Origin of the sequence: Ornithinimicrobium sufpigmenti, assembly GCF_004322775.1 — a bacterium.
Taxonomy (GTDB): Bacteria; Actinomycetota; Actinomycetes; order Actinomycetales; family Dermatophilaceae; genus Ornithinicoccus; species Ornithinicoccus sufpigmenti.
The window spans coordinates 773295-798254 of the sequence record NZ_CP036403.1; the positions used below are offsets into that span (position 1 = coordinate 773295).

Below are 24960 nucleotides of genomic sequence, written 5' to 3' on the forward strand. Positions count from 1 at the left end.
ACCACGCATGGGGGTGGCTCCTTTCCTGGTGCGGCACGGGCGCCGTCGTGCGGCCCGTGTCTGTGAATACTCTGGGCCGAGCGGCAGCGCCTCGCAACTCGAAAGGGGGCAAGTGTCACCCGCCTGGCGTGGGAAGATGACGCCCTGACCACCATCCTGACCCACCCTCGAGCCGGACCGGAGGACCCATGGCTGGCACGCCGTCGCCCGATCGGCTGCTGGACTGCAGCGACCCGGAGAGCCGTGCCACCGCGGTGGGGCACGCCGCCGAGGTGGTGCGCCAGGGAAGGCTCGTCGTGCTGCCGACCGACACCGTCTACGGCGTGGGTGCCGACGCCTTCGACGAGGTGGCGGTGGCCATGGTGCTGGCCGCCAAGCACCGGGGCCGGGAGATGCCCCCGCCCGTGCTCGTCCCGCACGCGCGGACGGTCGACGGACTCGCGGTCGAGGTCCCGATGTACGCCCGCATCCTGATGCGCCAGTTCTGGCCCGGACCGCTGACCCTGGTGCTCCGGTCTCAGCCGTCGCTGCAGTGGGACCTGGGAGAGACCAACGGCACCGTCGCCCTGCGGATGCCCGATGACGAGGTGGCCCTCGCCCTGCTCGAGGAGGTCGGGCCCCTGGCCGTCACCAGCGCCAACGTCACCGGGCAGCCTGCCGCCACGACGGCCCAGGAGGCCCTGGACCAGCTCGGCGGCGCCGTGACCGCCTACCTCGACGGTGGCCCGCGCACCGGCGGGTTGCCCTCCACGATCCTGGACTGCACGGGCGAGGAGCCGGTCGTCCTGCGTCCGGGGGCGCTCGAGGCGACGCAGATCCGGGCGGTGCTCGGCACCACGGTCCTGCACGACCAGCCACCGGCCCCGGTCGAGCCGCAGACGGAGCCCGCCGAGGGGGAGGGGTCAGGAGAGATCGGTCAGGACGATGAGCCCGACGGGGCCGCCCTGGTGGGCAGCGTGCGCCCCAGCGCGGTGCCCGTCCCGAGCTCGGCCTACCGTGTCGTCCCGGCAGCTTCGCACCGTTCCTGACCCCGCACCCGGGGACGCCCTAGAGTGGCCCCATGACGACAGCCGTGACCCCCCAGAGTTACTACGGACCGCACTTCGGTGCCCTGGTGGAGCAGGACCCGCAGATCGCGGAGCTGCTGGTCTCCGAGCTGGACCGCCAACGCGCGGGGCTGCAGCTCATCGCCAGCGAGAACCAGACCAGCCCCGCGGTGCTCGCCGCCCTGGGCTCGACGCTGTCCAACAAGTACGCCGAGGGCTACCCGCACGCCCGCTACTACGGCGGGTGCTCCGAGGTGGACAAGGTCGAGGACCTGGCGATCGCCCGCGCCAAGGAGCTGTTCGGCGCCGACCACGCCAACGTCCAGCCGCACTCGGGCGCCAGCGCCAACCAGGCGGTCTACGGGGCCTTCACCGCACCCGGTGACACTATCCTGGCGATGTCGCTGGATCACGGCGGCCACCTGACCCACGGCTTCAAGGTCAGCTTCTCCGGCAAGTGGTTCAACGCCGTGCACTACGGCGTCGACCGCGAGACGGAGGACATCGACTACGACCAGGTCGAGGCGCTCGCCCGCGAGCACCGGCCCAAGATGATCGTCGCCGGCGGCTCGGCGATCCCCCGGCTGATCGACTTCGAGCGGTTCCGGGCGATCGCCGACGAGGTCGGCGCGATCTTCTGGGTCGACGCGGCCCACTTCATCGGCCTGGTCGCCGGCAAGGTCATCCCCTCGCCCGTGCCCTACGCCGACGTGGTCTCCTTCACCACGCACAAGGTGCTGCGCGGACCCCGCGGCGGCGCGATCATCTGCAAGGAGGAGCACGCGAAGAAGATCGACCGCGCGGTGTTCCCGATGATGCAGGGCGGCCCGCTCATGCACGGCGTGGCCGGTAAGGCGGTCAACTTCGCCGAGTGCATGACGCCGGCCTACCAGTCCTACGCCCGGCAGGTCGTCGAGAACGCCTCGGCCCTGGCCGCCGGGCTGGACCAGCACGGGATCCGGCCGATCACCGGCGGCACCGACACCCACCTGTCCCTGCACGACCTGCGCGGTGTCGGGGTGACCGGGCGGGACGCCGAGGCCCGGTGCGATGCAGCCGGCATCGTGCTCAACAAGAACGCCATCCCCTTCGACCCCGAGAAGCCGAACGTGGCCTCGGGCATCCGGGTCGGCAGCCCCTCCGTCACCACCCAGGGGATGGGCGCGGAGCAGATGCGCACGGTCGCCGACCTCATGCACCGGGCGATCACCCAGACCGACGGCACGCCGGAGCACCCCGTCGCCCGGGAGATCCGCGCCGAGGTGACCGAGCTGCTGCAGGCCTACCCCGCCTACCCGGAACCGCACGCCGGCTGACGCCGCACCCCCACCGTGCGCGAGTTCCTGATGGTGCTGCTCACCGCAGCCATCGTCACCTACCTCGCCACCCCCCTCGTCCGCCGGCTGGCGCTCGCGGTCGGGGCGATGACCGCGGTGCGGGACCGGGACGTGCACTCCGTCCCGATCCCGCGCATGGGCGGGGTGGGGATGCTGCTCGGCTTCGCCGCCGCGGTCCTCCTCGGGTCCCGGCTGCCCTATCTCGGCCAGCTGTTCTCCAGCACCCCCGCGATCTACGGCGTGCTGGCCGGGGCGGCGATCATCACCCTGCTCGGGGCGGTCGACGACCTGCACGACCTGGACTGGCTGACCAAGCTCGCGGGGCAGGTGCTCGCCGGTGGCGTCATGGCCTTCTTCGGCGTCCGCCTGCTGCAGCTGCCCATCCTGGGCGTCACCGTCCTGCCGGAGCCGGTGATGGTGATGCTCACCATCCTCGTGGTGGTGATCTCCACCAACGCGGTGAACTTCATCGACGGGCTGGACGGGCTGGCCGCCGGGGTCGTGCTCATCGCCGCCAGCGCCTTCTTCGCCTGGACCTACCTGGTCAGCCGCGCCTTCGACCCGCCGAACGTCTTCCACCAGGCCACCTTCATCAGCGCGGCCCTGATCGGCGTCTGCCTGGGCTTCCTGCCGCACAACTTCCACCCGGCGCGACTGTTCATGGGTGACGCCGGCGCGCTGCTGCTCGGGCTGCTCCTGGCCGCCTCCACCATCTCGATGACCGGCTCGGTCGATCCCCACTCCTCGCTGGCCAGCGCCTCGGCCGCCACCGCGATCCTGCTGCCGGTCCTCATCCCGCTGGCGGTCATGGCGCTGCCCTTCCTCGACGTCGTGCTCGCCGTGCTGCGCCGCACGCGCCGGGGGCAGCTGCCGTGGAAGCCGGACCGCGGCCACCTGCACCACCGGCTCCTGGACATCGGGCACAGCCACCGGGGAGCGGTGGTGCTGCTGTACCTGTGGTCGGGGCTCATCGCGCTGGGTGCGGTGTCCTTCGCCTATCTTCCGGTGTGGACCTCGGTCGTCGGTATCGTGCTCCTGCTGGCGCTGGCCCTGGCCCTGACCTGGCAACCGTCGCGGCCGGCGGCTCTGCGGGGGCGGCGCTGACCGGCGGGTTCGTGCTGACCGGAGTGCTTGTGATAACTTTCACAAGCAACCCACCCCTCTTTCGCCTAGGACGTCCATGACCTCCAGCAGTGCCGAGGCGCGCTCGTCGACCGGGTCCACGATCCGGTCGTCACCGACCCGGCTCATGCTGCTCTGGGCCGTCCCGGCCGGGCTGGCGATCACCGTGGCCGGGGCCCTGGTGGCCTGGCTGGCGGTGGACGGTATGGCAGCTCTGTCCGCCCTCGTCGGGGGCGTGCTCTCCCTCGGGGTCTTCGGGCTGGGGATCGTGGCCATCCGCGGCCTGCTGTCGGGGCCGGGCCAGATCGTGATGTCGGGGGCCTTCTTCGTCTTCCTCGTGCAGATCGCGCTGACGGGGGGCGTGCTCTTCCTGCTCAGCCGGTCCGACCAGGTCAGCCTGATGGCCCTGGGCCTGACCTTCATCGTGGTCGGCCTGGCCGTCCAGGCCGGCACCGTCGTCGGTGCGCTGCGGGCGCGCGTGAGCCTGGACGTGGACCCGGGCGCGGCCCCGTCTGTTAGCGTCGCCCCGACCACGAAGGGAGTCGACCGTTGAGCCAGCCCACCGGCCCCTCGGACCTGCCCCAGAGCCACCCCTCCGGGTACTCCTCGCAGATCAGGCCGTCCTCGCACAGCGAGTTCGTGCACGGTGCCTACCCGGCCGTGTCGGTCATCGCCTACCTGGTCGCCGGACCGTTGACCTTCGGTCTGCTCGGCTGGGGGGTCGACCAGCTGCTCGGCACCGAGTTCCTGCTCGTGGTCGGGCTGCTCTTCGGTATGGGGCTGGCGTTCTACGTCATCTGGCTCCGGTACGGTAAGACATGAACGCCGCGGAGACGGGCTGTCCCGGACCGAGCACCGACCGGCAGTTCTTCAAGTGTGTGATCCAGTCCCCTCGTCCTCGTGACCTGTGTGAGGAGCAGCAGTGAGCCTGACCGCCCTAGCAGGGTCTGTCGTCGCGGCCGATTCTTCCTTCCCCCCGACGCCGTCGACCTTCTGGCAGCCCCTCGTGGTCTTCGGGGAGGTGCAGCTGTTCGGTCAGCAGATGACCATCGCGCTGACCCGCCCCATGGTGGTGCTGGCCCTGTCCATGGTCGCGATCGCCGTCTGGCTGCACCTGAGCACCCGCAAGGTAGCGGTCGTGCCGTCCAAGGGCCAGTGGGTCACCGAGCAGGCGCACGGCTTCGTCCGCGAAGGCGTGGCGCGGGACATGATCGGCAGCAAGGACTTCCTGCCCTACGTGCCGTTCCTGTTCTCGATCTTCATCGTGATCCTGTTCAACAACTGGGCCGGGATCATCCCGGGGATCAACCTGCCGACGTTCGGCCGGGTCGGCATGGCCGCCGGTCTGACCCTGATCGTCTACGTGCTCTACCACGCGATCGGTTTCAAGCGGCACGGCCTGCTGGGCTACTTCAAGTTCATGGTGCCTCCGGGCCTGCCCAAGGTCATGGTCCCGGTCGTCTTCGTGCTGGAGCTGATGACCTTCTTCATCACCCGGCCGCTGACGCTGGCGCTGCGACTGTTCGGCAACATGTTCGCCGGCCACATGCTCGTCCTGGTGCTCACCCTGGGTGCCTGGGAGATGTTCCAGAGCGGCGGGTGGCTGACCGTCCTGGCCTTCCCGGCCTGGATCGCGAGCCTGGGTGTGTTCGTCTTCGAGATGCTCATCCAGGCCATCCAGGCCTACGTCTTCGTCCTGCTGTCCGCCTCCTACATCGGCGCAGCGGTCGCGGACGACCACTGAGACCCTGACGACCCCTGACGACCGCTGACGACCACTGACCCGTTCCACCGCACGACCCCGAACTCCGGCGGCGCCCGCCTCCGGAACCGACAGAGAAAGAGAATGCTGAAATGACTGGTGACATCACCCTCCTCGGCTACGGCCTGGCGACCCTCGGCCCGGCGCTGGCCGTCGGTATGATCTTCGCCGCCTACCTCAACGGTGTGGCCCGGCAGCCCGAGTCGGCGCCGCTGCTGCGTCCGTTCACCATCATCGGCTTCGCCGCCGCTGAGGCGCTGGCCATCTTCGGTCTGGTCCTCTTCTTCATCGCTGGCTGACCCAGCCCGCTCCGCAACTTCTTGCGCGGCATACCGCGCAGCACCACGAGGAGACCACAGTGCAACCCATTGCCGAGGCGGCGTTGATGGCGGTGTCGGACTACCCCGAGTACCACGCCAGCCCGATCGTGCCCTACATCCCCGAGCTCGTCGTCTCGATCGTCTTCTTCCTGATCTTCCTCTGGTTCGTCACCAAGGTGATCAGCCCGCGGCTGGAGAAGGTCTACCGCGAGCGGACGGACGCGATCGAGGGCGGGATGCAGCGCGCCGAGCAGGCCGAGGCCGAGGCTGCCGCCGCCAAGAAGCAGTACGAGGACCAGCTCGGCGAGGCGCGGGCCGAGGCGGCCCGCATCCGCGAGCACGCCAAGGAGCAGGGCGCGCAGATCATCGCCGAGCTGCGCGAGCAGGCCAACACCGAGGCGGCCCGCATCACCGAGACCGCGCACAAGCAGATCGCGGCCGAGCGCCAGCAGGCGATGATCGCGCTGCGCGGCGAGGTGGGCCGGCTCTCGACCGACCTGGCCAGCAAGATCGTCGGCGAGTCGCTGCACGAGGAGACCCGTCAGCGGGGCATCGTCGACCGGTTCCTGGCCGACCTGGACTCCGGGGCGATCACCCCCGAGCAGGTGGGCAGCAGCGGGCAGGGTCGTTGATGACGTCGTCGATGGACAACGCCTTCCGACGGTCCTACCACGGGGCACGCGCGGCGCTGGAGCAGGTGCTCCAGCACGAGTCGGGCACCGACGCGGCCCACGTCGGCGACGAGCTCTGGGCCGTCGCCCGGCTGCTGGACGGCAACCCGACCCTGCGGCGCAGCCTCGGCGACCCCTCCCGTGAGGGTGCCGACCGCTCCCGGCTCGCCGAGCGGCTGCTCAGCGGGCGCATCGGCGAGGGGGCGCTGCAGGTCACCCGGGCCGTCGCGGCCGAGCGCTGGGCAGGTCCGGGCTCCCTCGTGGACGCCCTGGAGCGGCTCGGCGTCGAGGCGGTCCTGGCCCACGCCGAGCGCCACGGTCGTCTCGGTCAGGTGGAGGACGAGCTGTTCCGGTTCTCCCGGATCGTCGAGGGCGACGTGGAGCTGCAGGCCGCGCTGAGCAACCGCCGCGCAGAGCCGGCCGCCCGGGTGAAGCTGGTGGACCGGCTGCTGGCGGTCAAGACCGCCCCGGAGACGGTGCGCCTGGCCCGCCAGGCGGCGAGCGGCCTGCGGGCGCGCCGCTTCGACCGGACGGTCGCGGCCTACCTGGAGCAGGCCGCGGAGCGGCAGCAGCAGGTGACCGCCACCGTGATCAGCGCCGTCCCGCTCACCCACGAGCAGCACGAGAAGCTGGTCGGTGCACTCAGCCGCCAGTACGGCCGCCAGGTGCACACCAACGTCGTCATCGACGAGAGCGTCGTCGGTGGCATCCGGGTGGAGATCGGTGACGAGGTCATCGACGGCACCGTCAGCCACCGGCTGGAACAGGCCCGGCGCCGGATGACCAGCTGACAGCCCGTCCGGCCACCCCTCCACCCCTTACCTACCGCGACAGACCACCGGCCCGCAGCACGGGCAGACGAGCAGGAGAGATGAGATGACGGAGCTTTCGATCCGTCCCGAGGAGATCCGGGACGCACTGGACAGTTTTGTCCAGTCCTACGAGCCGAGCGCGGCCTCGCGCGAGGAGGTGGGCCGCGTGGTGGACGCCGGTGACGGCATCGCCCACGTCGAGGGCCTGCCCTCGGTCATGACCAACGAGCTGCTGCAGTTCGAGGACGGCACGCTGGGCCTGGCGCTGAACCTCGACGTCCACGAGGTCGGTGTCATCGTCCTGGGCGACTTCTCCGGCCTGGAGTCCGGCCAGGAGGTCCGCCGGACGGGCGAGGTCCTGTCCGTGGCCGTCGGTGACGGCTACCTGGGCCGCGTCGTCAACCCGCTGGGCGAGCCGATCGACGGCCTGGGCGAGGTGGCCACCGACGGCCGCCGCGCGCTGGAGCTGCAGGCGCCCGGCGTGATGGCGCGCAAGTCGGTCCACGAGCCGCTGCAGACCGGTATCAAGGCGATCGACTCGATGATTCCGGTCGGCCGGGGTCAGCGTCAGCTGATCATCGGTGACCGGCAGACCGGCAAGACCGCGGTCGCGATCGACACCATCCTCAACCAGCGCACCAACTGGGAGTCCGGCGACCCCGAGAAGCAGGTCCGCTGCATCTACGTCGCGATCGGCCAGAAGGGCTCGACCATCGCCTCGGTGCGCAGCACCCTGGAGGAGGCCGGCGCGCTGGAGTACACCACGATCGTGGCGGCCCCGGCCTCCGACTCCGCCGGCTTCAAGTACCTCGCTCCCTACACCGGCTCGGCCATCGGCCAGCACTGGATGTACCAGGGCAAGCACGTGCTCATCGTCTTCGACGACCTGTCCAAGCAGGCCGAGGCCTACCGCGCCGTGTCGCTGCTGCTGCGTCGCCCGCCGGGCCGCGAGGCCTACCCGGGCGACGTCTTCTACCTGCACAGCCGGCTGCTGGAGCGTTGCGCCAAGCTGTCCGACGAGATGGGTGCCGGCTCGATGACCGGGCTGCCGATCATCGAGACCAAGGCCGGTGACGTGTCGGCCTACATCCCGACGAACGTCATCTCCATCACCGACGGTCAGATCTACCTGCAGGCGGACCTGTTCAACTCCAACGTCCGCCCGGCCATCGACGTCGGTGTCTCGGTCTCCCGGGTCGGCGGTGCGGCGCAGATCAAGGCGATGAAGAGCGTCTCGGGTCGCCTCAAGGTCGACCTGGCCCAGTTCCGCGAGATGGAGGCGTTCGCGATGTTCGCCTCCGACCTGGACGCCGCGTCCAAGGCGCAGCTGGAGCGGGGTGCCCGCATGGTGGAGATCCTCAAGCAGCCGCAGTCCTCCCCGGTCCCGGTCGAGGAGCAGGTCGGCATCATCTGGGCCGGCACCAACGGCCACATCGACGACGTGCCCGTCACCGACGTGCGCCGGTTCGAGTCCGAGTGGGTCGACTACCTGCGCCGCGAGCAGAGCGGCCTGCTGGCCGGCATCCGGGAGACCGGCAAGCTGGGCGACGACGGCGAGGCCGTCCTGGGCGAGGCGATGGCTGCCTTCAAGCAGGAGTTCTCCCCGGACTCCAGCCACGAGATCCACGCCACCGACGAAGAGGTCGACGGTCGCGAGCACGACGACCAGGCCCAGATCACCGTCCAGCGTCACTGACCGTCCGGTGCTGCCGCGCCCCGCCCGAGCCGGGTGGGGCACGGCATACCCGATCAGCACCACCCACGAACGAAGTAAGAGAGGCGAGATATGGGAGCGCAGCAGCGGGAGTACCGCCAGCGCAGCCGGTCCGTCCAGTCGACGAAGAAGATCACGCGGGCGATGGAGCTCATCGCCGCCTCGCGGGTGGTCAAGGCCCGCCAGCGGGTCGCGCAGACGTCCCCGTACGCCGGGGCGATCACCCGCGCCGTGTCCGCCGTGGCCAGCAACGCCGAGCTCGAGCACCCGCTGACGCTGCAGCGCGAGAACCCCACCCGGGCCGCCGCGCTGATCATCAGCTCCGACCGGGGTCTGGCCGGCGCCTACTCGGCCAACGTGCTGAAGCGCTCCGAGCAGCTGCGTGAGCACCTGCACGAGCACGGTATGCAGACGGTCCCCTTCCTCACCGGGCGCAAGGCGGAGAACTACTTCCGCTTCCGCGGCCGCGAGTTCGCCGAGTCCTGGAGCGGGTTCTCCGACGCGCCGGTGTTCGAGGTGGCGCAGGAGATCGGTGAGCGGCTGGTCTCGGAGTTCATCACCGGCTCCGAGGAGGGCGGGGTCGACGAGGTGCACCTGGTCTACACCCGGTTCGTGAACATGGTGACCCAGGAGGTGACCGTCACCCGACTGCTCCCGCTGGAGGTCGTGGAGGACGAGCGTCCGCGCACCGAGTTCGCGCACCCGCTGTACGAGTTCGAGCCCGACCCGCAGGAGGTGCTCGACGCGCTGCTGCCCCGGTACATCACCTCCCGGGTGTGGAACGCGCTCCTGCAGTCCGCCGCGTCCGAGCTGGCCGCCCGCCAGCGCGCGATGAAGTCGGCGACGGACAACGCCGAGGAGCTCATCAAGACCTACACCCGGCTGGCCAACCAGGCCCGCCAGGCCGAGATCACCCAAGAGATCAGCGAAATCGTGGGCGGCGCGAGCGCCCTCGCCGACGCCAAGTGAAGAAGGACGAAACCATGACTGCTACCACGCAGGCTCCGCAGACGGAGCAGACCCAGGGTGCCGTCGGTCGGCTGGCCCGGATCATCGGCCCGGTCGTCGACGTCGAGTTCCCTCCGGGGAGCATGCCCGCGCTCTACAACCTGCTCAAGACGCAGGTGACGCTGGACGGTGAGACCAAGACCATCAACCTCGAGGTCGCCCAGGACATCGGCGACAACATGGTGCGCGCGATCTCGCTGCAGCCCACCGACGGCCTGGTCCGCGGCCAGGGCGTGCACGACACCGGTGGCCCCATCACCGTGCCGGTCGGCGACGTCACCCTGGGTCACGTCTTCAACGCCACCGGCGACGTCCTGGACCTCCCCGAGGGCGAGACGCTGGAGATCACCGAGCGCTGGGGCATCCACCGTCCGGCCCCGGCCTTCGACCAGCTGGAGCCCAAGACCCAGATGTTCGAGACCGGCATCAAGGTCATCGACCTGCTCACGCCCTACGTGCTCGGTGGCAAGATCGGCCTGTTCGGCGGCGCCGGCGTGGGCAAGACGGTGCTCATCCAGGAGATGATCGCCCGCGTCGCCCGCGACCACGGTGGTGTCTCGGTGTTCGCCGGGGTGGGCGAGCGCACCCGTGAGGGCAACGACCTCATCGTGGAGATGGAGGAGGCCGGCGTCCTGGGGCAGACCGCCCTGGTCTTCGGCCAGATGGACGAGCCGCCGGGCACCCGCCTGCGCGTGGCGCTGTCGGCACTGACGATGGCGGAGTACTTCCGCGACGTGCAGAAGCAGGACGTGCTGCTCTTCATCGACAACATCTTCCGGTTCACCCAGGCCGGGTCCGAGGTCTCCACGCTGCTGGGCCGCATGCCCTCGGCCGTGGGCTACCAGCCGAACCTGGCCGACGAGATGGGCACCCTGCAGGAGCGGATCACCTCCACCCGTGGTCACTCGATCACCTCGATGCAGGCGATCTACGTGCCGGCCGACGACTACACCGACCCGGCCCCGGCGACCACCTTCGCCCACCTGGACGCGACCACCGAGCTGTCCCGCCCGATCGCCTCGATGGGTATCTACCCGGCCGTGGACCCGCTGACGTCGACCAGCCGGATCCTGGACCCGCGGTACATCACCCGGGAGCACTACGAGACCGCGGTGCGGATCAAGTCCATCCTGCAGCGGTACAAGGAGCTGCAGGACATCATCGCGATCCTGGGCATCGACGAGCTGTCCGAGGAGGACAAGATCCTCGTCGGCCGGGCCCGTCGCATCCAGCGCTTCCTGTCGCAGAACACCTACGTCGCCAAGCAGTTCACCGGCATCGAGGGCTCGACCGTGCCGCTGGCCGACACCATCGAGGCCTTCACCAAGGTGGCCGACGGCGACTACGACCATCTGCCCGAGCAGGCGTTCTTCATGTGCGGTGGCCTCGACGACGTCGAGCGCAACGCCGCCGAGCTGGAGAAGAACAGCTGACCGGCTGCTGAGTCGACCCTCGAACGGGCCCGGTGCACCTGCACCGGGCCCGTTCGTCGTCCCAGATCGCTGTGCAGCGGCGGGTCGCCGCACGTTGGCTGGCCTGCGGTGGCGGCGAGCTCACCTCTCAGGCCAGGCCCAGGTGGTGAGCCTCCTCCCACAGCTCGTCCCGGACACGCGGGTGGGCGCAGTGGTCGATGAGTCCAGCGGCCTGGTCCTGCTCAGAGTGGCCCCAGATCAGGGCCGTGCCGTGCTCGGTGACGACCGCCGACTGCTGGACGGAGGTCACCGGCTCGTCGAGCAACGGCACGATGGTGGACACATCGGCCTTGGGGTGCCAGGAGCGCAGGGCGATCATCGCCTGGCCGCCGGGTGAGTGCAGGGCACCGACGATGAAGTCGGTCTGGCCGCCGGTGCCGCTGTGGATGCGGGCGTCGATGCGCGAGGCGTTGGCCTGGGCGAAGAGGTCGACCTCGAGCGCGGTGTTGATCGAGGTCATCATCCGCTGCCGGGCGATGAGCGCCGGGTCGTTGGCGCGCTCGGTGCGCAGCATGCTGACCCGTCGGTTGCCGTCCACCCAGTCGTAGAGCTCCTGGGAGCCGAAGAGGAAGGAGGTGGTGAGCGGGTGGCCGTCGTCCAGGGCGCCGGCGCGGTCCAGCGCCAGCACCCCGTCGGAGAACATCTCGGTCCAGATCCGTAGCCCGCGGTGGCCCGTGAGCGCCGCCAGCGCGGCGTCCGGCACCGCCCCGATCCCCATCTGCAAGGTGGCGCCCTCCGGCACCCGCTCGGCGACCCGACGGCCGATCTCCAGCGCGTCCTGGCCGAGAGGGGCCGCGGCTCCGGCCGCCACCAGCGGTGCGGAGGTGTGCACGGCGTAGTCGACCTGCTCGAGCGGGACGAGGGCGTCGCCGTAGGTGAAGGGCATCTGGTCGTTGATCAGCGCCACCACGATGCCGCCCCGCTCCCGGACCATCTCGTGAGCGGCGGGCAGGACGTTGACCTCCAGGCCCAGGGAGAGCACGCCGTCCCGCGGGGGAGCGCAGTGCAGCAGCACGGCGTCCGGCGGCAGGGTGCGCCGGAACAGCATCGGCACCAGCGAGAGCCGGGACGGTACGTAGCGCAGGCGTGGGCTGCGCCGCTGCCCGGGGCCGACGAAGCTGGTCTCCAGGGTCACCCCCTCCCGGTCAGGCAGGCCCGCCGGCCCGTTGAGCGCGTGCAGCGTGTAGCGCTCCAACGTCCGGTCCACGACCTCGACCAGCTCCCACGGGATCACGTGGTTGCCGGACACCACGATGCGGGGGTTGTCGGGAAGGGTGTGCAGCGCCTGGCCCAGGCCAGACGTGTCGACGGTGATCACTCCCTCATCCTGCCGCCGCGCACCCGGCTAAGACCAGCCGGGTCCGGTCCGAACGCGCTGTCGGGGCCGTTAGACTGGAAAGGTCGCACACCTTTGAAAGGGATCAACTCGTGAGTGCACTCCACGTCGAGCTCGTCGCCGCCGATCGCAAGGTCTGGGAGGGCGAGGCGCAGCAGGTCAGCGCGCGCAGCACCGACGGCGAACTGGGCATCCTGCCGGGCCACAGCCCGCTGCTGGGCGTGCTGGTCGCCGGCGAGGTGCGGATCAAGACCGGTGGAGGCGCACAGACCGTCACCATCGACGGCGGCTTCCTCTCGGTCGACAACGACCGCGTGGTGATCGTGGCCGAGCGCGTCGACGCCGGCAGCCTCGCCTCCACGACCGGTTGACCCGACCATGACCGAGCTGCTGTCCCCGGTGCTGCTCGCCGTCCTCGGCGGCCTGCTCCTGCTGGGACTGCTCCTGCTCGGCTACCGCATCGTGGAGCAGCGTCAGGCCGCCACGATGTCCATGCCCGCCGCCTACCGTGCCGAGGGCGAGAGCCAGTGGCGCCGCGGCACCCTCCGCTTCATCTCCGGCCGCCTGGTCCTGCGAGGACCAGGCGGCCTTTCCGTCGGCCCGTGGCAGCGCGGCAACCTCGACCTGGGCATCTCCACCCCTCTGGACGAGGACGCCGAGCGGGCGTTGGACCGGCACGACCAGATCCAGGTCCCGGTCACCTACCTCGGCTCACGCTTCGAGCTGGCCCTCGCCGAGGACCACTACACCGCGCTCCGGGCCTGGATCGAGGCCGTGCCCCCCGGCTGGAACAGCCAGGTCGCCTAGCAGTACCCCTAGCGCCGCCGGCGCTTCTCCGGCGCCTGCTCACGGCCGCCGCCGGGCTGCCACAGGACGTCGCCCTCGCCCGCCGTGTTGGCCACGCGGCCCAGGATGAAGAGCAGGTCCGAGAGCCGGTTGAGGTACTTGGCCGCCAACGGGTTGACGCCACCCTCGCCCTTGCCCGCACCCTCACCGGCGGGCTGGTCGCCATACGTCTCCAGCGCCTCCCAGGCGGAGCGCTCGGCCCGCCGGGCGACCGTGCGGGCCACGTGCAGGTACGCCGAGCCGGGGGTGCCGCCGGGCAGGATGAAGCTGCGCAGGTTCGCCAGGCCCTCGTTGTAGTGGTCGCAGTCCGCCTCGAGCTCCTCGATCCACTCGGCCTTGACCCGCAGCGGCTCCCAGTCATAACTGCTCCGCAGCGGCATGCACAGGTCGGCACCCACGTCGAAGAGGTCGTTCTGCACCCTGGTGAGGGTCTCCCGGACCTCGGGCGGCAGGTCACCGAGGGCCAGGGCCACCCCGAGGACCGAGTTGGTCTCGTCCGTGTCGGCGTAGGCGACCAGGCGCGGGTCGGTCTTGCGGGTGCGTCCGTTGTCGCCCAGGGCGGTGGTGCCGTCGTCGCCGGTGCGGGTGTAGATCTTGGTGAGGTTGACCATGGCCCCGATCGTGCCAGATGACCGGTCCGGGTCTGCTGGCCGCCACCGGACGCGCGTCCGGTCGGCGCAGGTGGCGCGCTGGGTCAGGTGACGAGGGTGGCGGCCTCGCGGCGCGGGTCGGCGGCGGCGAGCAGGCCGCGGCGGGGCGAGAGCATGGCGGCACCGACGCCGCCGAAGTACATGGACAGGGGCGGGTGCTCGTGCCGCACCATCCCCGCGGCGTCCAACGAGGCGGCGATCGCGGCGTCCTGCTCGTGGTCGATCCGGGTGCTGCCGTCGTCGAGCCGGCGCGGGTGCATCCGGGGACGGTCGATCGCGGTCTGCAGGTCCTCGCCGTGCCGGGCCAGGTGGGTCAGCACCTGGGCCAGGGCGGTGGTGATCCGGTCGGCGCCCGGGGTGCCGATCGCCAGCACGCCGCCGTCGCCGCGACGGGCGGTGGTGGGCGCCATGTTGGAGGCCAGCCGGGCCCCAGGAGCGAGGGCGTGCAGGCCGCGCCGGTTCAGCTCCAGCTCGCCGAGCGCGTTGTTGGCGATGAGGCCGGTCCCGGCGATGGTCATGCCCGAGCCGTAACCGGCCGAGGCCGTGAGGGCGCACGCCATACCGTGCTCGTCCACCACCGAGACGTGGGCCGTGGAGGGCGAGGTGGGCAGCCCCGTGTCCCCGATGTCGTGCAGGGTCTGGAGCAGCTCGGCGCCGGCGGCGGCGAGGTCCTCGGCGGTGTCGATCCGGTCCAGGCGGATGTCGAGGACGTCCCGCATGACCTGCGCGGCCTGCGCCGGGTCGATCTCGCCCTCGACCGCGCTGAGCAGCCGGAGCAGGGCGGTCAGCACCGGTCCGCCGATCGAGGGTGGGGGGTTGCAGGCCAGGTCCCAGTCGCCGAGCGTGCTGCGCAGCGCCCGGCGGGCCACCGGCTGGTAGGCCTGCAGGTCGGCGAGGGAGAGCAGACCGTCGCGGGCCCGCATGTCCGCGTCGATCGCCCGGGCGACGTCGCCGCGGTAGACGTCGGCCGCCCCGGCCTGGCCGATGTGCTCCAGGGTCTGCGCCAGCTCGGGCTCGACGATCCGGTGGCCGACCTGCAGGGCTTGCCCGTCGTCGGTGAGCAGGGCTCGCGTGGCGGGGTCCCAGGCCAGGATGGTCCCGGTGACGAGCGTCAGGTAGGACTGCGAGATGCGGCCCAGGGGGAAGCCGGACCGGGCCCGGTCGGCGGTCGGCTGCAGCAGCTCGCGCCAGGGTGCCCGGCCGAACTGACGGTGGGCGGCGCCGAAGGCGGCGAACATCCCCGGGGTGGCGACCGACCCGGGCCCGACGTAGGTGACCATGCCGCCGCCGTACTCCGAGGCCGCCTCGATCAGCCCCCGCCCGCGTGCGTCCTCGGTCATCGCCCGCCCCGGCATCTCGACGTTGCCGTCGATGACCACCGGGTCACCTGTGTGGGGCCAGACGTTGATGAAGCACCCGCCCAGCAGGGAGACGATGCCCGGCTCGGTGTGGGCGGCCATCAGCATGGCCGCGATCGCCGCGTCCACGGCGGTGCCGCCCTCGGCGAGGGCGTGCTGCGCGGCGTCCGTCGCGTAGGCGTTGGGGGCGGCGATCGCGGCGCGGCTGGTCATGGTCCCGATTCTGCCTGACCGTCGCGGCGGGAGGTGAGGACCAGACGCGTGAGCAGGAAGGTCACCGGCACGGCGGCCACCGTCATCAGCAGGGTCGCCCAGCGCTCGTCGACCCAGCCCCGCTCCACCAGCAGGACCGAACCCAGGGTGACGACCAGGAAGTTGGCGAGGGTGGTGGAGGGAAAGACCAGGAAACGGCGCCAGGTGGGGCGCACCCGGAAGGTGTACAGGGAGTTCGCGAAGAAGGAGAAGACGATGCCGACGCCGTAGGCCAGCAGGTGGGCGGGCAGGTAGGCCAGGCCGAGCAGGAGCAGTCGGTAGACGAGGTAGTAGACCAAGGTGTTGGCGACGCCGACGACGAGGAAGCGGACGAGGGCGGTCATGGGGTCGCCGGGCTCAGAAGAGCCGGGACTCGGCGTCGTCCAGCCCCCGCAGCGCCTCGTAGTCGAGGGTGACGCAGCGGATGCCGCGGTCGACGGCCAGCACCTTGGCCTGCGGCTTGATCACCTGGGCGGCGAAGACGCCGTCGACCGGGGCCAGGTGCGGGTCGCGGTTGAGCAGCTCCAGGTAGCGGGTCAGCTGCTCGACGCCGTCGATCTCGCCGCGCCGCTTGATCTCGACGGCCACCGTGCGCCCGTCAGCGTCCCGGCACAGCAGGTCGACCGGGCCGATGGCGGTGGGGTACTCGCGCCGCAGCAGGGTCCAGCCGTCGCCGAGGGTCTGGACGTGCTCGGCCAGCAGCGCCTGCAGCTGCGACTCGACCCCGTCCTTGACCAGCCCGGGGTCGATGCCCAGGTCGTGGGAGGAGTCGGAGAGGACCTCGTGCAGCCGGATCCGCAGGGTGTCCTCACGCTTGCCGTGACGGACCAGCCACACCGACCCCACGCCCTCCTGGCGCTCGAGGTCGTCGGGCTCCTGCTCGACCATGGTGCACGGCGGGGCCATCCAGTTCAGCGGCTTGTAGGAGCCTCCGTCGGAGTGGATGAGCACCGACCCGTCGGCCTTGACCATGAGCAGGCGGGTCGCCAGGGGCAGGTGCGCCTGGAGCGCACCCTGGTAGTCCACCGAGCAGCGGGCGATGACGACACGCACCCGGCAACCCTAACGGACCGCATACCTCGCCCGGACCGGTCGTCTCGGCGTCTGAGAGGATCGGGCCATGCGCGAGAGCAGCCGTCAGAGCAGCCGTCAGAGCAGTCGTCAGATCACGACCGTCGGGGTCATCGGCCTGGGCACCATGGGTGCCGGCATCGTCGAGGTCTTCGCCCGGGGAGGGCTGCGGGTCATCGGCGTGGAGACGACGCAGGAGTATGCCGACCGTGGGCGCGGCATCCTGCAGGCCTCCACGGACCGGGCCGTGGCCAGGGGCAAGCTGGACGAGGCCGGGCAGGCGCAGATCCTGGACCGGATCACCATCAGCACCGACCTGGGGGACCTCAAGGACGCCGACCTGGTGGTCGAGGCGGTCCCGGAGGTGATGGGCCTCAAGCACGAGGTGTTCGGCAAGCTCGACGACATCGTCGCCGAGGACGCGGTGCTGGCCTCCAACACCTCCAGCCTGTCGATCACCTCGATCGCGGCCGGGACGCGCCACCCGGAGCGGGTCGTCGGACTGCACTTCTTCAACCCGGCGCCCATCCTCAAGCTGGTCGAGGTCATCACCACGGTCCGCACCGACCCCGCGCTCACCGACGCCGTCGTCGCGCTGTCCGAGCAGATCGGCAAGAAGCCGGTCGTCGTCGGTGACCGCGCCGGGTTCGTGGCCAACTACCTGCTCTTCGGCTACTTCGTCTCCGCGCTGCGGATGCTCGAGCAGGGGCACGTCAGCCGGGAGGACCTGGACACCGCGATGCGGGTCGGCGCCGGTCTGCCCATGGGCCCCTGCACGCTGATGGACCTCGTGGGCCTGGACGTCTGCCACCACATCGGCGACGTCATCTACTCCCACACCCGCTCGCAGATGCACGCGCCCAGCCCGATGCTGGAGCGGATGGTCACGGCGGGGCTGCTCGGCCGCAAGAGCGGACGCGGCTTCTACACCTACGCCAAGGCCGGGTCCGGCCAGGTCGTCGAGGACGAGCAGACGCCCGCCGCGCCGGAGGGCTCCGGGCTGAGCGCCGTGGGCGTGCTCGGTGCCGGTGAGGTCGCGGACGAGCTGGCCTCGCGGCTGCAGGAGGGCGGGTATGCCGTCACCCGCGTCACCGACCCGGGCGAGGACGCGGAGCTGGCCAGGTTGGCCGACGTGGGGCTGGTCATCGAGGCCGTCGCGGCGCCCGAGGCACCCACGGACGAGGAGCTGGAGGACGGGTCGCTCTGGGTCGAGGAGGCCGACGACGACCTGTGGGAGCGCCTCGGGGAGGCGGTCGGTCCGGACACGGTGCTGGCCGCGGTGAACCCGGACGCCGCGGTCGTGGTCGGTGCCCTGTCAGGCCGCCCGGAGAAGGCGGCCGTGCTGAGCATCCACGCCCCCACCAACAACGGCCAGGTCGTCGAGATCGGCCGCTCGAGCGCCACCGACGACGCCACCGTGGCCCTGCTGCGCGAGGTGGTCACGCGGATCGGGGCCGAGCCCGTGGTCTGCAAGGACCGCGCCGGCCTGGTCGTCGACGCGCTGCTGATGCCGCACCTGGGTGACGCCGTGCGGATGCTGGACGAGGGCTATGCCAGCGTCCAGGACATCGACACCGCCCTGCAGTACGGCCTGGGCTACCCGGCTGGACCGTTCGCGATGATCGACCACATCGGTGCCGAGGAGGTGCTGACGGTGCTGGAGGAGCTGCGCGCGGCCGGCGGGCTGCCCGCGGACGCGGTGGCCCCCTCGCCGCTGCTCGTCGAGCACGTCCTGCTGGACCGCTCGTTCGCCGGCTGACGGCCACCGGGACGCGCTCGGTGGGCCGTTCCAACCGTCCCCGCCGCCACGGCCGGCCCCGCAAGGGCGCGGCCGGCGGCGGCCTCCCGCCGGCCGTGCAGCGCGGCGGCGTCGACGAGGTGCGCTACGCGGGACAGCTGTGGTCGGTCCGCCAGGTGCGCCCCAACGACAGCGGGCGTCGCTACCTGTGCCCGGGCTGCCAGCAGGACGTGAGCGCCGGGACCGCGCACACCGTGGTCTGGCCGAGCGAGTCGATGCTGGAGGTGGAGAACCGCCGCCACTGGCACACGGTCTGCTGGTCGGCCCGGGAGCGGCGCCGCCCCGGCGGGTCGTTCGCCTGACGACCCGCCTGGCACGGTGACGGACGCGCCCGCCGGACGCGTCGCCTGACACAGAGTCGTCCCTCGGCCGGTGGTCGCGGTGCCTTACCGTGCTGGGGTGAACGCAGCCACCGCACCGGACCAGTCCCGCTCGTCCGAGGCACCCCCACAGGCCCAGCAGGCCGAGATCGTCGAGCAGGCCTTCCAGCTGGTCCTCGGCCAGCAGGGTGACCCCTCCACCGCGTGCGCCTACCTGGGCACCACCGCCGACGGCCTGCGGGCCGAGCTGGACGACCTCGACGTGCCCTGGCCCGAGTCCTTGCGGGTCGGCGTCGAGGACGACCGGGTGGTCGCTGCGGTGCTCGTGGAGCACGACGAGGAGACGGGTCGCAGCTGGGTCCACGGCCCGTGGACGGCCGACGACGCGGCCTGGTCCCGGTGGGCCGACGTCCTGCTGGACGCCGCCCTCGCGCAGACCCCTGACGGGGTCGACGACCACGAGTTGTGCGCGGCGCCGGCCAACCGTCGCGTGGCGGCGCTCGCCGCCTCCCGCGGGTGGCCGGCCGGCGATGTCAACATCGTCTACGTCGCCAGGTCCGGCGACGGGTGGCCGGCGTCCCACGAGGCTGTCCGGAGCGCCATCCCCGAGGACCTTGCCGAGCTGACCCGGCTGCACGACGACGCCTTCCCCGGCACCTACGCCACCGCTCGCCAGCTGCTGACGGACCCCGACCGGACCACCCTCGTCCTGGACCGCGACGAGGCAGTCCTGGGCTACGCCTCGGCGGAGGTGCAGCCGGACGGGGCGGGCTACCTCGACTTCGTCGCGATCGCCGCCACCTCCCGGGGCCGCGGCCTGGGCAGGGCCCTGGTCGCCGACATCGCCCGGCAGGTGCTGGCGCGTCCCGGCGTCGACGCGGTCCGGCTCACGGTCGAGGGCTCGAACACCCCGGCGGTCGCCCTCTACGAGTCGCTCGGCTTCGTCCGCGAGGCCGAGCTGGTCGGGTACCGCTCAGCTCGCGGGCTCGACCAGCTCGACCAGCACGCCGCCGGCGTCCTTGGGGTGGATGAAGTTGATGCGTGATCCGGCGGTGCCTCGGCGCGGCTCGTCGTAGAGCAGCCGCAGGCCTCGCTCGCGGAGCAGCGCGCTGGCCGCCTCGACGTCGCTGACGCGGTAGGCCAGCTGCTGCAGGCCGGGACCGTTGCGGTCGAGGAACTTGGCGATCGTCGACTCCGGCCCGGTGGGGGCCAGCAGCTGCAGCATCGTGGTGCCGTTGCCACCGTGCGACTCGGGGTGGCCGACCGCGATCATCGCCTCGCGCACACCCTGCTCGGTGTTGGTCTCCTCGTGCACGAGCCGGTGGCCCAGCACCTCGCAGTGGAAGGCGATGGCGGCGTCCAGGTCGGGCACCGCGATGCCCACGTGGTCGACGCACAGCAGGAAGGGCGACAGGTCGTCCGCGAGGCCCTGGTCGCTCGGCCGGCCCTCGGGCCGGTCCAGGGTGCCTCCGGTGGGGGTGGTGCTCATCTGCGTCTCCTCGGGTGGATGGGCCGTCGGCGGCCTCTGCACCACGGTAGGGCCCGCGCGGGGACGGCTGGCTCCCGGGGCTAGCATGCGCGCATGCCAGACCTCCTCGTGCGCGACGTGCGCCTCGTCGCCCTCGACGCACCCCGCCCCGGGCAGCCTGCCGTCGCAGGGCAGGCCGCGGGGGAGCCCGTCGACGTCCTCGTGCGGGACGGGGTGATCACCGCGGTAGGGGAGGGGGTCCGGGACCGGGTGGAGGCGCTCGGCATACCCGTGCTGGACGGACACGGCCGGTATGCCGTGCCGGGGCTGTGGGACATGCACGTCCACATGGTGCAGTGGGGCCTGAACCGCACCCGGCTCGACACCTCCGGCACGACCGGGCCCCAGGAGGTCATCGACCGGGTCGCCGAGCGGCTCGCCGGCGGGCTCGACACCCCGACCGGGATCCTGGTCGGCTACGGGCACCGGACCGGCAGCTGGCACGAGCGTCCGACGGTCGCGGCCCTCGACGCGGTGACCGGGCAGGTGCCCGTGGCCCTCATCGCCGGCGACGCCCACCACGGCTGGCTGAACACCGCCGCCCTGCGCCTGGTCGGGGGGCCGATGGTGACCGGCGTGGTGGCCGAGGGCGCCTGGTTCCCGCTCTACGACCGCCTGCAGCGGCTCCAGGGCGCGGCGCAGGAGGCCGAGTTCGGGGTGGCGCAGGCGGTGGCCGACGCGCACGCCCACGGGATCGTGGGGATCGTCGACCTGGAGTTCGGTCAGCCCTGGCTGCAGTGGCGGGCGCGGACGGCCGGGGAGACCCCGCCGCTGCGGGCGCGCACGGCCGTCTACCCCGAGGGCCTGGACGCGGTGATCGCCGCCGGGGTGCGCACCGGCGACCCGATCCGGGCCACCGACGGGCTGGTCACCATGGGTCCGCTGAAGGTCATCACCGACGGCTCGCTGAACACCCGCACCGCGTGGTGCTGCCAGCCCTACGCCGACGCCGCCGACCCGGACCTGGCCCACGGCGCCCCGAACCTGCCCGCCGACGAGCTGGTCGAGCTGCTGCAGCGCGCCCACGACGCCGGGCTGGAGGCGGCGCTGCACGCGATCGGCGACGCCGCCGTGTTGACCGTCCTGGACGCCTTCGCCACCACCGGTGCCCGCGGCTCCGTCGAGCACGCCCAGCTGGTCGACCTGGCCGACCTGGAGCGGTGGTCCCGGCTGCCGGTCCGGGCCAGCGTCCAGCCCGCGCACCTGCTCGACGACCGGGCGGTGACGGAGCAGTGCTGGCCGGAGCACACCCACCGCACCTTCACGCTGCGCAGCTTCCTCGACGCCGGGATCGAGCTGTCGCTCGGCTCCGACGCCCCGGTCTCCCCCCTCGACCCGTGGCTGGCGATGGCGGCGGCCGTGCACCGCGGGGCCGAGGGGGAGGAGAGCTGGCACCCGGAGCAGCGGATCAGCCCCCGCGAGGCGCTGGCGGCGTCCGTGGACGGCCGGCGGATCCGGGCCGGAGACCCAGGCGACCTGGCACTGCTCGACCTCGACCCGCTCGGGGCCGACGGCCCGCAGCCCACCTCGGCGGAGCAGGCGGCCCGGCTGTGCGGGATGACGGTCTCCGCGACCGTGCTGGACGGCCAGGTCGTGCACGGGGCCTGAGCGCGCGCACGCGTGCACGACCGACGGCGTGCTGCACAGATGGCCGGTCACCGGACCGACCTAGGGTCAACGCGCAAGCAGGACTACAGTGGCAAGCAGGCATACCGTCCCTCACCGTCGCTGGAGGCTGCACCACCATGTCCGACACCACCTCTGTGCTCGTCGCGGGCGCCCGCACCCCGATGGGTCGCCTGCTCGGCTCTCTCTCCGGCTTCTCCGCCGCCGACCTCGGCGGGATCGCCATCAAGGGGGCCCTGGAGAAGGCCGGCATCACCGGTGACCAGGTCGACTACGTGATCATGGGCCAGGTGCTCACGGCCGGGGCCGGTCAGATCCCGGCCCGTCAGGCCGCCGTCGCGGCCGGCATCCCGATGGAGGTGCCCGCCCTGACCATCAACAAGGTCTGCCTGTCCGGGATCAACGCGATCGCGCTCGCCGACCAGCTCGTGCGCGCCGGCGAGGCCGACATCGTCGTCGCCGGGGGGCAGGAGTCGATGAGCCAGGCGCCCCACCTGCTGCAGCGCTCCCGCGAGGGCTACAAGTACGGCGACGTCACGGCGCGCGACCACATGGCCTACGACGGCCTCTGGGACGCCTTCACCGACCAGGCGATGGGCAACCTGACGGAGGCGGCCAACGCTGCCGACCTGGAGTTCAGCCGCGAGGAGCAGGACGCCTACTCCGCCCGCAGCCACCAGCTGGCCGCGCAGGCGTGGGAGAAGGGCCTGTTCGACGAGGCGGTGGTCCCGGTGTCCATCCCGCAGCGCAAGGGCGACCCGATCGAGTTCAAGAACGACGAGGGCATCCGCCCCGACACCACCGTGGAGTCCCTGGGCAAGCTGCGGCCCGCGTTCCGCAAGGACGGCACCATCACCGCCGGCTCGGCCTCGCAGATCTCCGACGGCGCCTGCGCGGTCGTGGTGATGAGCAGGGCCAAGGCCGAGGAGCTCGGCCTCGCCTGGCTCGCGGAGATCGGGGCCCACGGCATGGTCGCCGGACCCGACTCCACTCTGCAGACCCAGCCCTCGCGGGCCATCGTGGCCGCCTGCAAGAAGGAGGGCATCGAGCCCTCCGACCTCGACCTGGTCGAGATGAACGAGGCCTTCGCGGCGGTGGCGCTGGCGTCCACCAAGGAGCTAAGCCTGGACCCCGAGAAGGTCAACGTCAACGGCGGCGCGATCGCGATGGGCCACCCGATCGGGATGTCCGGCGCCCGGATCGTGCTGCACCTGGCGCTGGAGCTGCAGCGCCGCGGTGGCGGCACGGGCGCGGCGTCGCTGTGCGGCGGCGGCGGGCAGGGTGACGCGCTGATCGTGCGCGTCCCGCAGGCCCAGGGCTGAGCCCGGCCACCCGGTATGCGGTCCCGCCGCACGGTCGACGTCCCCGTCCTGGTCGAGCAGGCCAGGGCGGGCTCGCCGCGTGCCCTGGGTCGGCTGATCACGCTGGTCGAGAACGCCCACCCCGCGCTGCGAGAGGTGATGGGGCTGCTGGCCCCGCACACGGGGCAGGCCCGGATCATCGGGCTCACCGGCAGCCCGGGTGTGGGCAAGTCGACCAGCACCTCGATGCTGGTGCGCGCGCTGCGCCAGCGCGACCTGCGGGTCGGGGTGCTCGCGGTCGACCCCTCCAGCCCGTTCTCCGGCGGCGCGCTGCTCGGTGACCGGATCCGGCTGGGTGAGCACGCCCTCGACCCCGGTGTCTTCATCCGCTCGATGGCCTCGCGGGGGCACCTCGGTGGCCTGGCCTGGGCGACGCCGCAGGCCCTGCGCGTGATGGACGCCGCGGGCTGCGAGGTGATCCTCGTCGAGACCGTCGGTGTGGGCCAGAGCGAGGTGGAGATCGCCGGGCTGGCCGACACCACCCTCGTGCTGCTCGCACCGGGGATGGGCGACGGCGTCCAGGCCGCCAAGGCGGGGATCCTGGAGGTCGGTGACGTCTTCGTGGTCAACAAGGCCGACCGGGACGGTGCCGACGCCACGGTCCGCGAGCTGCGGCAGATGATCTCCCTGGGGGACCGCACCGAGCCCGGCCTCTGGCGCCCGCCCGTGCTCAAGACCGTCGCCGAGCGCCACGAGGGCGGCGAGGAGGTGGTCGAGGCGATGGACAAGCACCTGGCCTGGATGCAGGAGCACGGCGAGCTCGAGCGCCGGCGCCGCACCCGCGCGGCCCGGGAGGTGGAGGCGCTCGCCCTCGCCCGGCTGCGCGCGCGCATGGGTGAGGTGCTCGGCGACGGGGCCCTCGCGGAGGCCACCGAGCAGGTGCTGGCCGGCCGGGTCGATCCGTATGCGGCCGCCGACCAGGTGGTCTCCCAGGTCGCCGGCTGAGCCGGCCACCGCTGGTAGCGTCGCTGCGCATGACCCCCGCCCTGACCCCCAGCAGGAGCAACGCCGAGGGCTACCTCATCCGGCGCCCGACCCGGAGCGACACCGTCCCGTTCTCCACGCTGCACGTGCACATCTGGCGGTCGACCTACCGCGGTCTGATGGAGGACCGGGTGCTCGACGCCCTGGAGCCGTCGAGCTTCGCGGCGACCTGGATGGCGGTGGGCAGCGGCTACGACGAGGGGACGATCCCGGACGACGGCCGGGGCTTCTGGGTGGCGACCCTGCACGGGGAGCCCGTCGGCTTCATCTTCTTCGGGCCCGGCCGCGACGCGGACCGGCCGGTCGAGCGCCAGCTCTACGCCCTCAACGTGCACCCCGAGCACCACGGCCGGGGGATCGCCCAGCGGCTCCTGGACGAGGGCCTCGGACCGGGCGCGGCCTACCTGTGGGTGGCCAGGGGCAACGGCCGGGCGATCCGGTTCTACGAGCGCAACGGCTTCGCCCTGGACGGCACGGAGAGCGCCGACCAGCACGACGGGGTGGTCGAGGTCCGCATGGTCCGGTCCTGAGCCGGTCCCTCATCGGACGACCCGACGAGGGCGAGC

27 protein-coding genes are annotated in these 24960 nt (G+C 71.9%); 21 read left to right on the top strand and 6 right to left on the bottom strand.

Going from position 1 to position 24960, the window contains the following annotated elements; all coding sequences use genetic code 11:
- The first annotated feature begins 188 nt into the window (after positions 1-188).
- From ESZ52_RS03620 to atpD, 12 genes are all read left to right on the top strand, one after another.
- Positions 189-1028 (top strand): L-threonylcarbamoyladenylate synthase, encoded by an 840-nt coding sequence (locus ESZ52_RS03620; protein ID WP_131103732.1) that lies wholly within the window; start codon positions 189-191, stop codon positions 1026-1028.
- 32 nt (positions 1029-1060) lie between these two features.
- The gene (locus ESZ52_RS03625) at positions 1061-2362 is read left to right on the top strand and encodes a serine hydroxymethyltransferase (protein WP_131103733.1); all 1302 of its coding nucleotides are present in this window, start codon (positions 1061-1063) and stop codon (positions 2360-2362) included.
- A gap of 15 nt (positions 2363-2377) precedes the next feature.
- The gene (locus ESZ52_RS03630; RefSeq protein WP_131103734.1) at positions 2378-3487 is read left to right on the top strand and encodes a glycosyltransferase family 4 protein; all 1110 of its coding nucleotides are present in this window, start codon (positions 2378-2380) and stop codon (positions 3485-3487) included.
- Between the two features lie 76 nt (positions 3488-3563).
- Positions 3564-4058 (top strand): hypothetical protein, encoded by a 495-nt coding sequence (locus ESZ52_RS03635; RefSeq protein WP_131103735.1) that lies wholly within the window; start codon positions 3564-3566, stop codon positions 4056-4058.
- Positions 4055-4327 (top strand): AtpZ/AtpI family protein, encoded by a 273-nt coding sequence (locus ESZ52_RS19415; protein ID WP_202865403.1) that lies wholly within the window; start codon positions 4055-4057, stop codon positions 4325-4327. Before ESZ52_RS03635 ends, ESZ52_RS19415 begins: the two co-directional genes overlap by 4 nt.
- A 100-nt stretch (positions 4328-4427) precedes the next feature.
- Positions 4428-5249 carry a F0F1 ATP synthase subunit A gene (gene atpB / locus ESZ52_RS03645; protein WP_131103736.1) on the top strand — a complete coding sequence of 274 codons (822 nt, stop codon included), beginning with the start codon at positions 4428-4430 and terminating at the stop codon, positions 5247-5249.
- Positions 5250-5359: 110 nt separating this feature from the next.
- Positions 5360-5566, top strand: coding sequence for an ATP synthase F0 subunit C (locus tag ESZ52_RS03650; protein WP_131103737.1), 207 nt, complete (start codon positions 5360-5362; stop codon positions 5564-5566).
- An 86-nt stretch (positions 5567-5652) separates the two neighbouring features.
- Positions 5653-6219, top strand: coding sequence for a F0F1 ATP synthase subunit B (locus ESZ52_RS03655; RefSeq protein ID WP_131106410.1), 567 nt, complete (start codon positions 5653-5655; stop codon positions 6217-6219).
- Complete coding sequence (locus tag ESZ52_RS03660; RefSeq protein ID WP_131103738.1) at positions 6219-7049, top strand: F0F1 ATP synthase subunit delta; 831 nt, start codon at positions 6219-6221, stop codon at positions 7047-7049. Before ESZ52_RS03655 ends, ESZ52_RS03660 begins: the two co-directional genes overlap by 1 nt.
- An 85-nt stretch (positions 7050-7134) precedes the next feature.
- Positions 7135-8766 (top strand): F0F1 ATP synthase subunit alpha, encoded by a 1632-nt coding sequence (atpA, locus tag ESZ52_RS03665; RefSeq protein WP_131103739.1) that lies wholly within the window; start codon positions 7135-7137, stop codon positions 8764-8766.
- A 90-nt stretch (positions 8767-8856) separates the two neighbouring features.
- Positions 8857-9753, top strand: a complete 897-nt coding sequence (locus tag ESZ52_RS03670; protein WP_131103740.1) for a F0F1 ATP synthase subunit gamma — start codon at positions 8857-8859, stop codon at positions 9751-9753.
- 14 nt (positions 9754-9767) lie between these two features.
- Positions 9768-11225, top strand: a complete 1458-nt coding sequence (gene atpD, locus ESZ52_RS03675) for a F0F1 ATP synthase subunit beta (protein WP_131103741.1) — start codon at positions 9768-9770, stop codon at positions 11223-11225.
- A 127-nt stretch (positions 11226-11352) separates the two neighbouring features.
- Here the strand turns inward: atpD and ESZ52_RS03680 are convergent, their stop codons facing one another.
- Complete coding sequence (locus tag ESZ52_RS03680; protein ID WP_131103742.1) at positions 11353-12582, bottom strand: acetyl-CoA hydrolase/transferase family protein; 1230 nt, start codon at positions 12580-12582, stop codon at positions 11353-11355.
- Between the two features lie 110 nt (positions 12583-12692).
- Between ESZ52_RS03680 and ESZ52_RS03685 the strand changes: the two genes are divergently transcribed.
- Both ESZ52_RS03685 and ESZ52_RS03690 read left to right on the top strand, forming a co-directional pair.
- Positions 12693-12971: a F0F1 ATP synthase subunit epsilon gene (locus tag ESZ52_RS03685; RefSeq protein ID WP_131103743.1), complete on the top strand. Its 279-nt coding sequence runs from the start codon at positions 12693-12695 to the stop codon at positions 12969-12971.
- Between the two features lie 7 nt (positions 12972-12978).
- Positions 12979-13407 (top strand): DUF2550 family protein, encoded by a 429-nt coding sequence (locus tag ESZ52_RS03690; RefSeq protein WP_131103744.1) that lies wholly within the window; start codon positions 12979-12981, stop codon positions 13405-13407.
- Between the two features lie 8 nt (positions 13408-13415).
- Here ESZ52_RS03690 and ESZ52_RS03695 read toward each other — a convergent pair whose 3' ends face one another.
- From ESZ52_RS03695 to nucS, 4 genes are all read right to left on the bottom strand, one after another.
- Positions 13416-14057: a cob(I)yrinic acid a,c-diamide adenosyltransferase gene (locus tag ESZ52_RS03695; RefSeq protein WP_131103745.1), complete on the bottom strand. Its 642-nt coding sequence runs from the start codon at positions 14055-14057 to the stop codon at positions 13416-13418.
- Between the two features lie 83 nt (positions 14058-14140).
- Positions 14141-15667, bottom strand: a complete 1527-nt coding sequence (locus ESZ52_RS03700; protein ID WP_131103746.1) for a gamma-glutamyltransferase — start codon at positions 15665-15667, stop codon at positions 14141-14143.
- A complete protein-coding gene (locus ESZ52_RS03705) occupies positions 15664-16050 on the bottom strand; it encodes a GtrA family protein (protein WP_131103747.1) in 387 nt (128 codons plus the stop codon). The genes ESZ52_RS03700 and ESZ52_RS03705 overlap by 4 nt, the downstream gene beginning before the upstream one ends.
- 13 nt (positions 16051-16063) lie before the next feature.
- Complete coding sequence (gene nucS / locus ESZ52_RS03710) at positions 16064-16759, bottom strand: endonuclease NucS (RefSeq protein WP_131103748.1); 696 nt, start codon at positions 16757-16759, stop codon at positions 16064-16066.
- A 67-nt stretch (positions 16760-16826) separates the two neighbouring features.
- Between nucS and ESZ52_RS03715 the strand changes: the two genes are divergently transcribed.
- From ESZ52_RS03715 to ESZ52_RS03725, 3 genes are all read left to right on the top strand, one after another.
- Positions 16827-18536 carry a 3-hydroxyacyl-CoA dehydrogenase family protein gene (locus tag ESZ52_RS03715; RefSeq protein WP_131103749.1) on the top strand — a complete coding sequence of 570 codons (1710 nt, stop codon included), beginning with the start codon at positions 16827-16829 and terminating at the stop codon, positions 18534-18536.
- 20 nt (positions 18537-18556) lie between these two features.
- Positions 18557-18877 carry a hypothetical protein gene (locus tag ESZ52_RS03720; protein ID WP_131103750.1) on the top strand — a complete coding sequence of 107 codons (321 nt, stop codon included), beginning with the start codon at positions 18557-18559 and terminating at the stop codon, positions 18875-18877.
- Between the two features lie 97 nt (positions 18878-18974).
- Positions 18975-19940 (top strand): GNAT family N-acetyltransferase, encoded by a 966-nt coding sequence (locus ESZ52_RS03725; protein ID WP_181009823.1) that lies wholly within the window; start codon positions 18975-18977, stop codon positions 19938-19940.
- Here ESZ52_RS03725 and mce read toward each other — a convergent pair.
- Entirely contained in the window at positions 19869-20384 is a 516-nt protein-coding gene (gene mce / locus ESZ52_RS03730) for a methylmalonyl-CoA epimerase (RefSeq protein WP_131103752.1), read from the bottom strand. The two genes, ESZ52_RS03725 and mce, sit on opposite strands and share 72 nt — an antisense overlap.
- A gap of 93 nt (positions 20385-20477) precedes the next feature.
- Between mce and ESZ52_RS03735 the strand changes: the two genes are divergently transcribed.
- The 4 genes from ESZ52_RS03735 (at position 20478) to ESZ52_RS03750 (ending at position 24924) form a co-directional block, all read left to right on the top strand.
- Positions 20478-22031, top strand: coding sequence for an amidohydrolase (locus ESZ52_RS03735; RefSeq protein ID WP_131103753.1), 1554 nt, complete (start codon positions 20478-20480; stop codon positions 22029-22031).
- A gap of 137 nt (positions 22032-22168) precedes the next feature.
- Positions 22169-23371: an acetyl-CoA C-acetyltransferase gene (locus ESZ52_RS03740; RefSeq protein WP_131103754.1), complete on the top strand. Its 1203-nt coding sequence runs from the start codon at positions 22169-22171 to the stop codon at positions 23369-23371.
- A 15-nt stretch (positions 23372-23386) separates the two neighbouring features.
- The gene (gene meaB, locus ESZ52_RS03745; RefSeq protein WP_131103755.1) at positions 23387-24355 is read left to right on the top strand and encodes a methylmalonyl Co-A mutase-associated GTPase MeaB; all 969 of its coding nucleotides are present in this window, start codon (positions 23387-23389) and stop codon (positions 24353-24355) included.
- Positions 24356-24384: 29 nt separating this feature from the next.
- Entirely contained in the window at positions 24385-24924 is a 540-nt protein-coding gene (locus ESZ52_RS03750; protein WP_131103756.1) for a GNAT family N-acetyltransferase, read from the top strand.
- Positions 24925-24960: the final 36 nt, after the last annotated feature.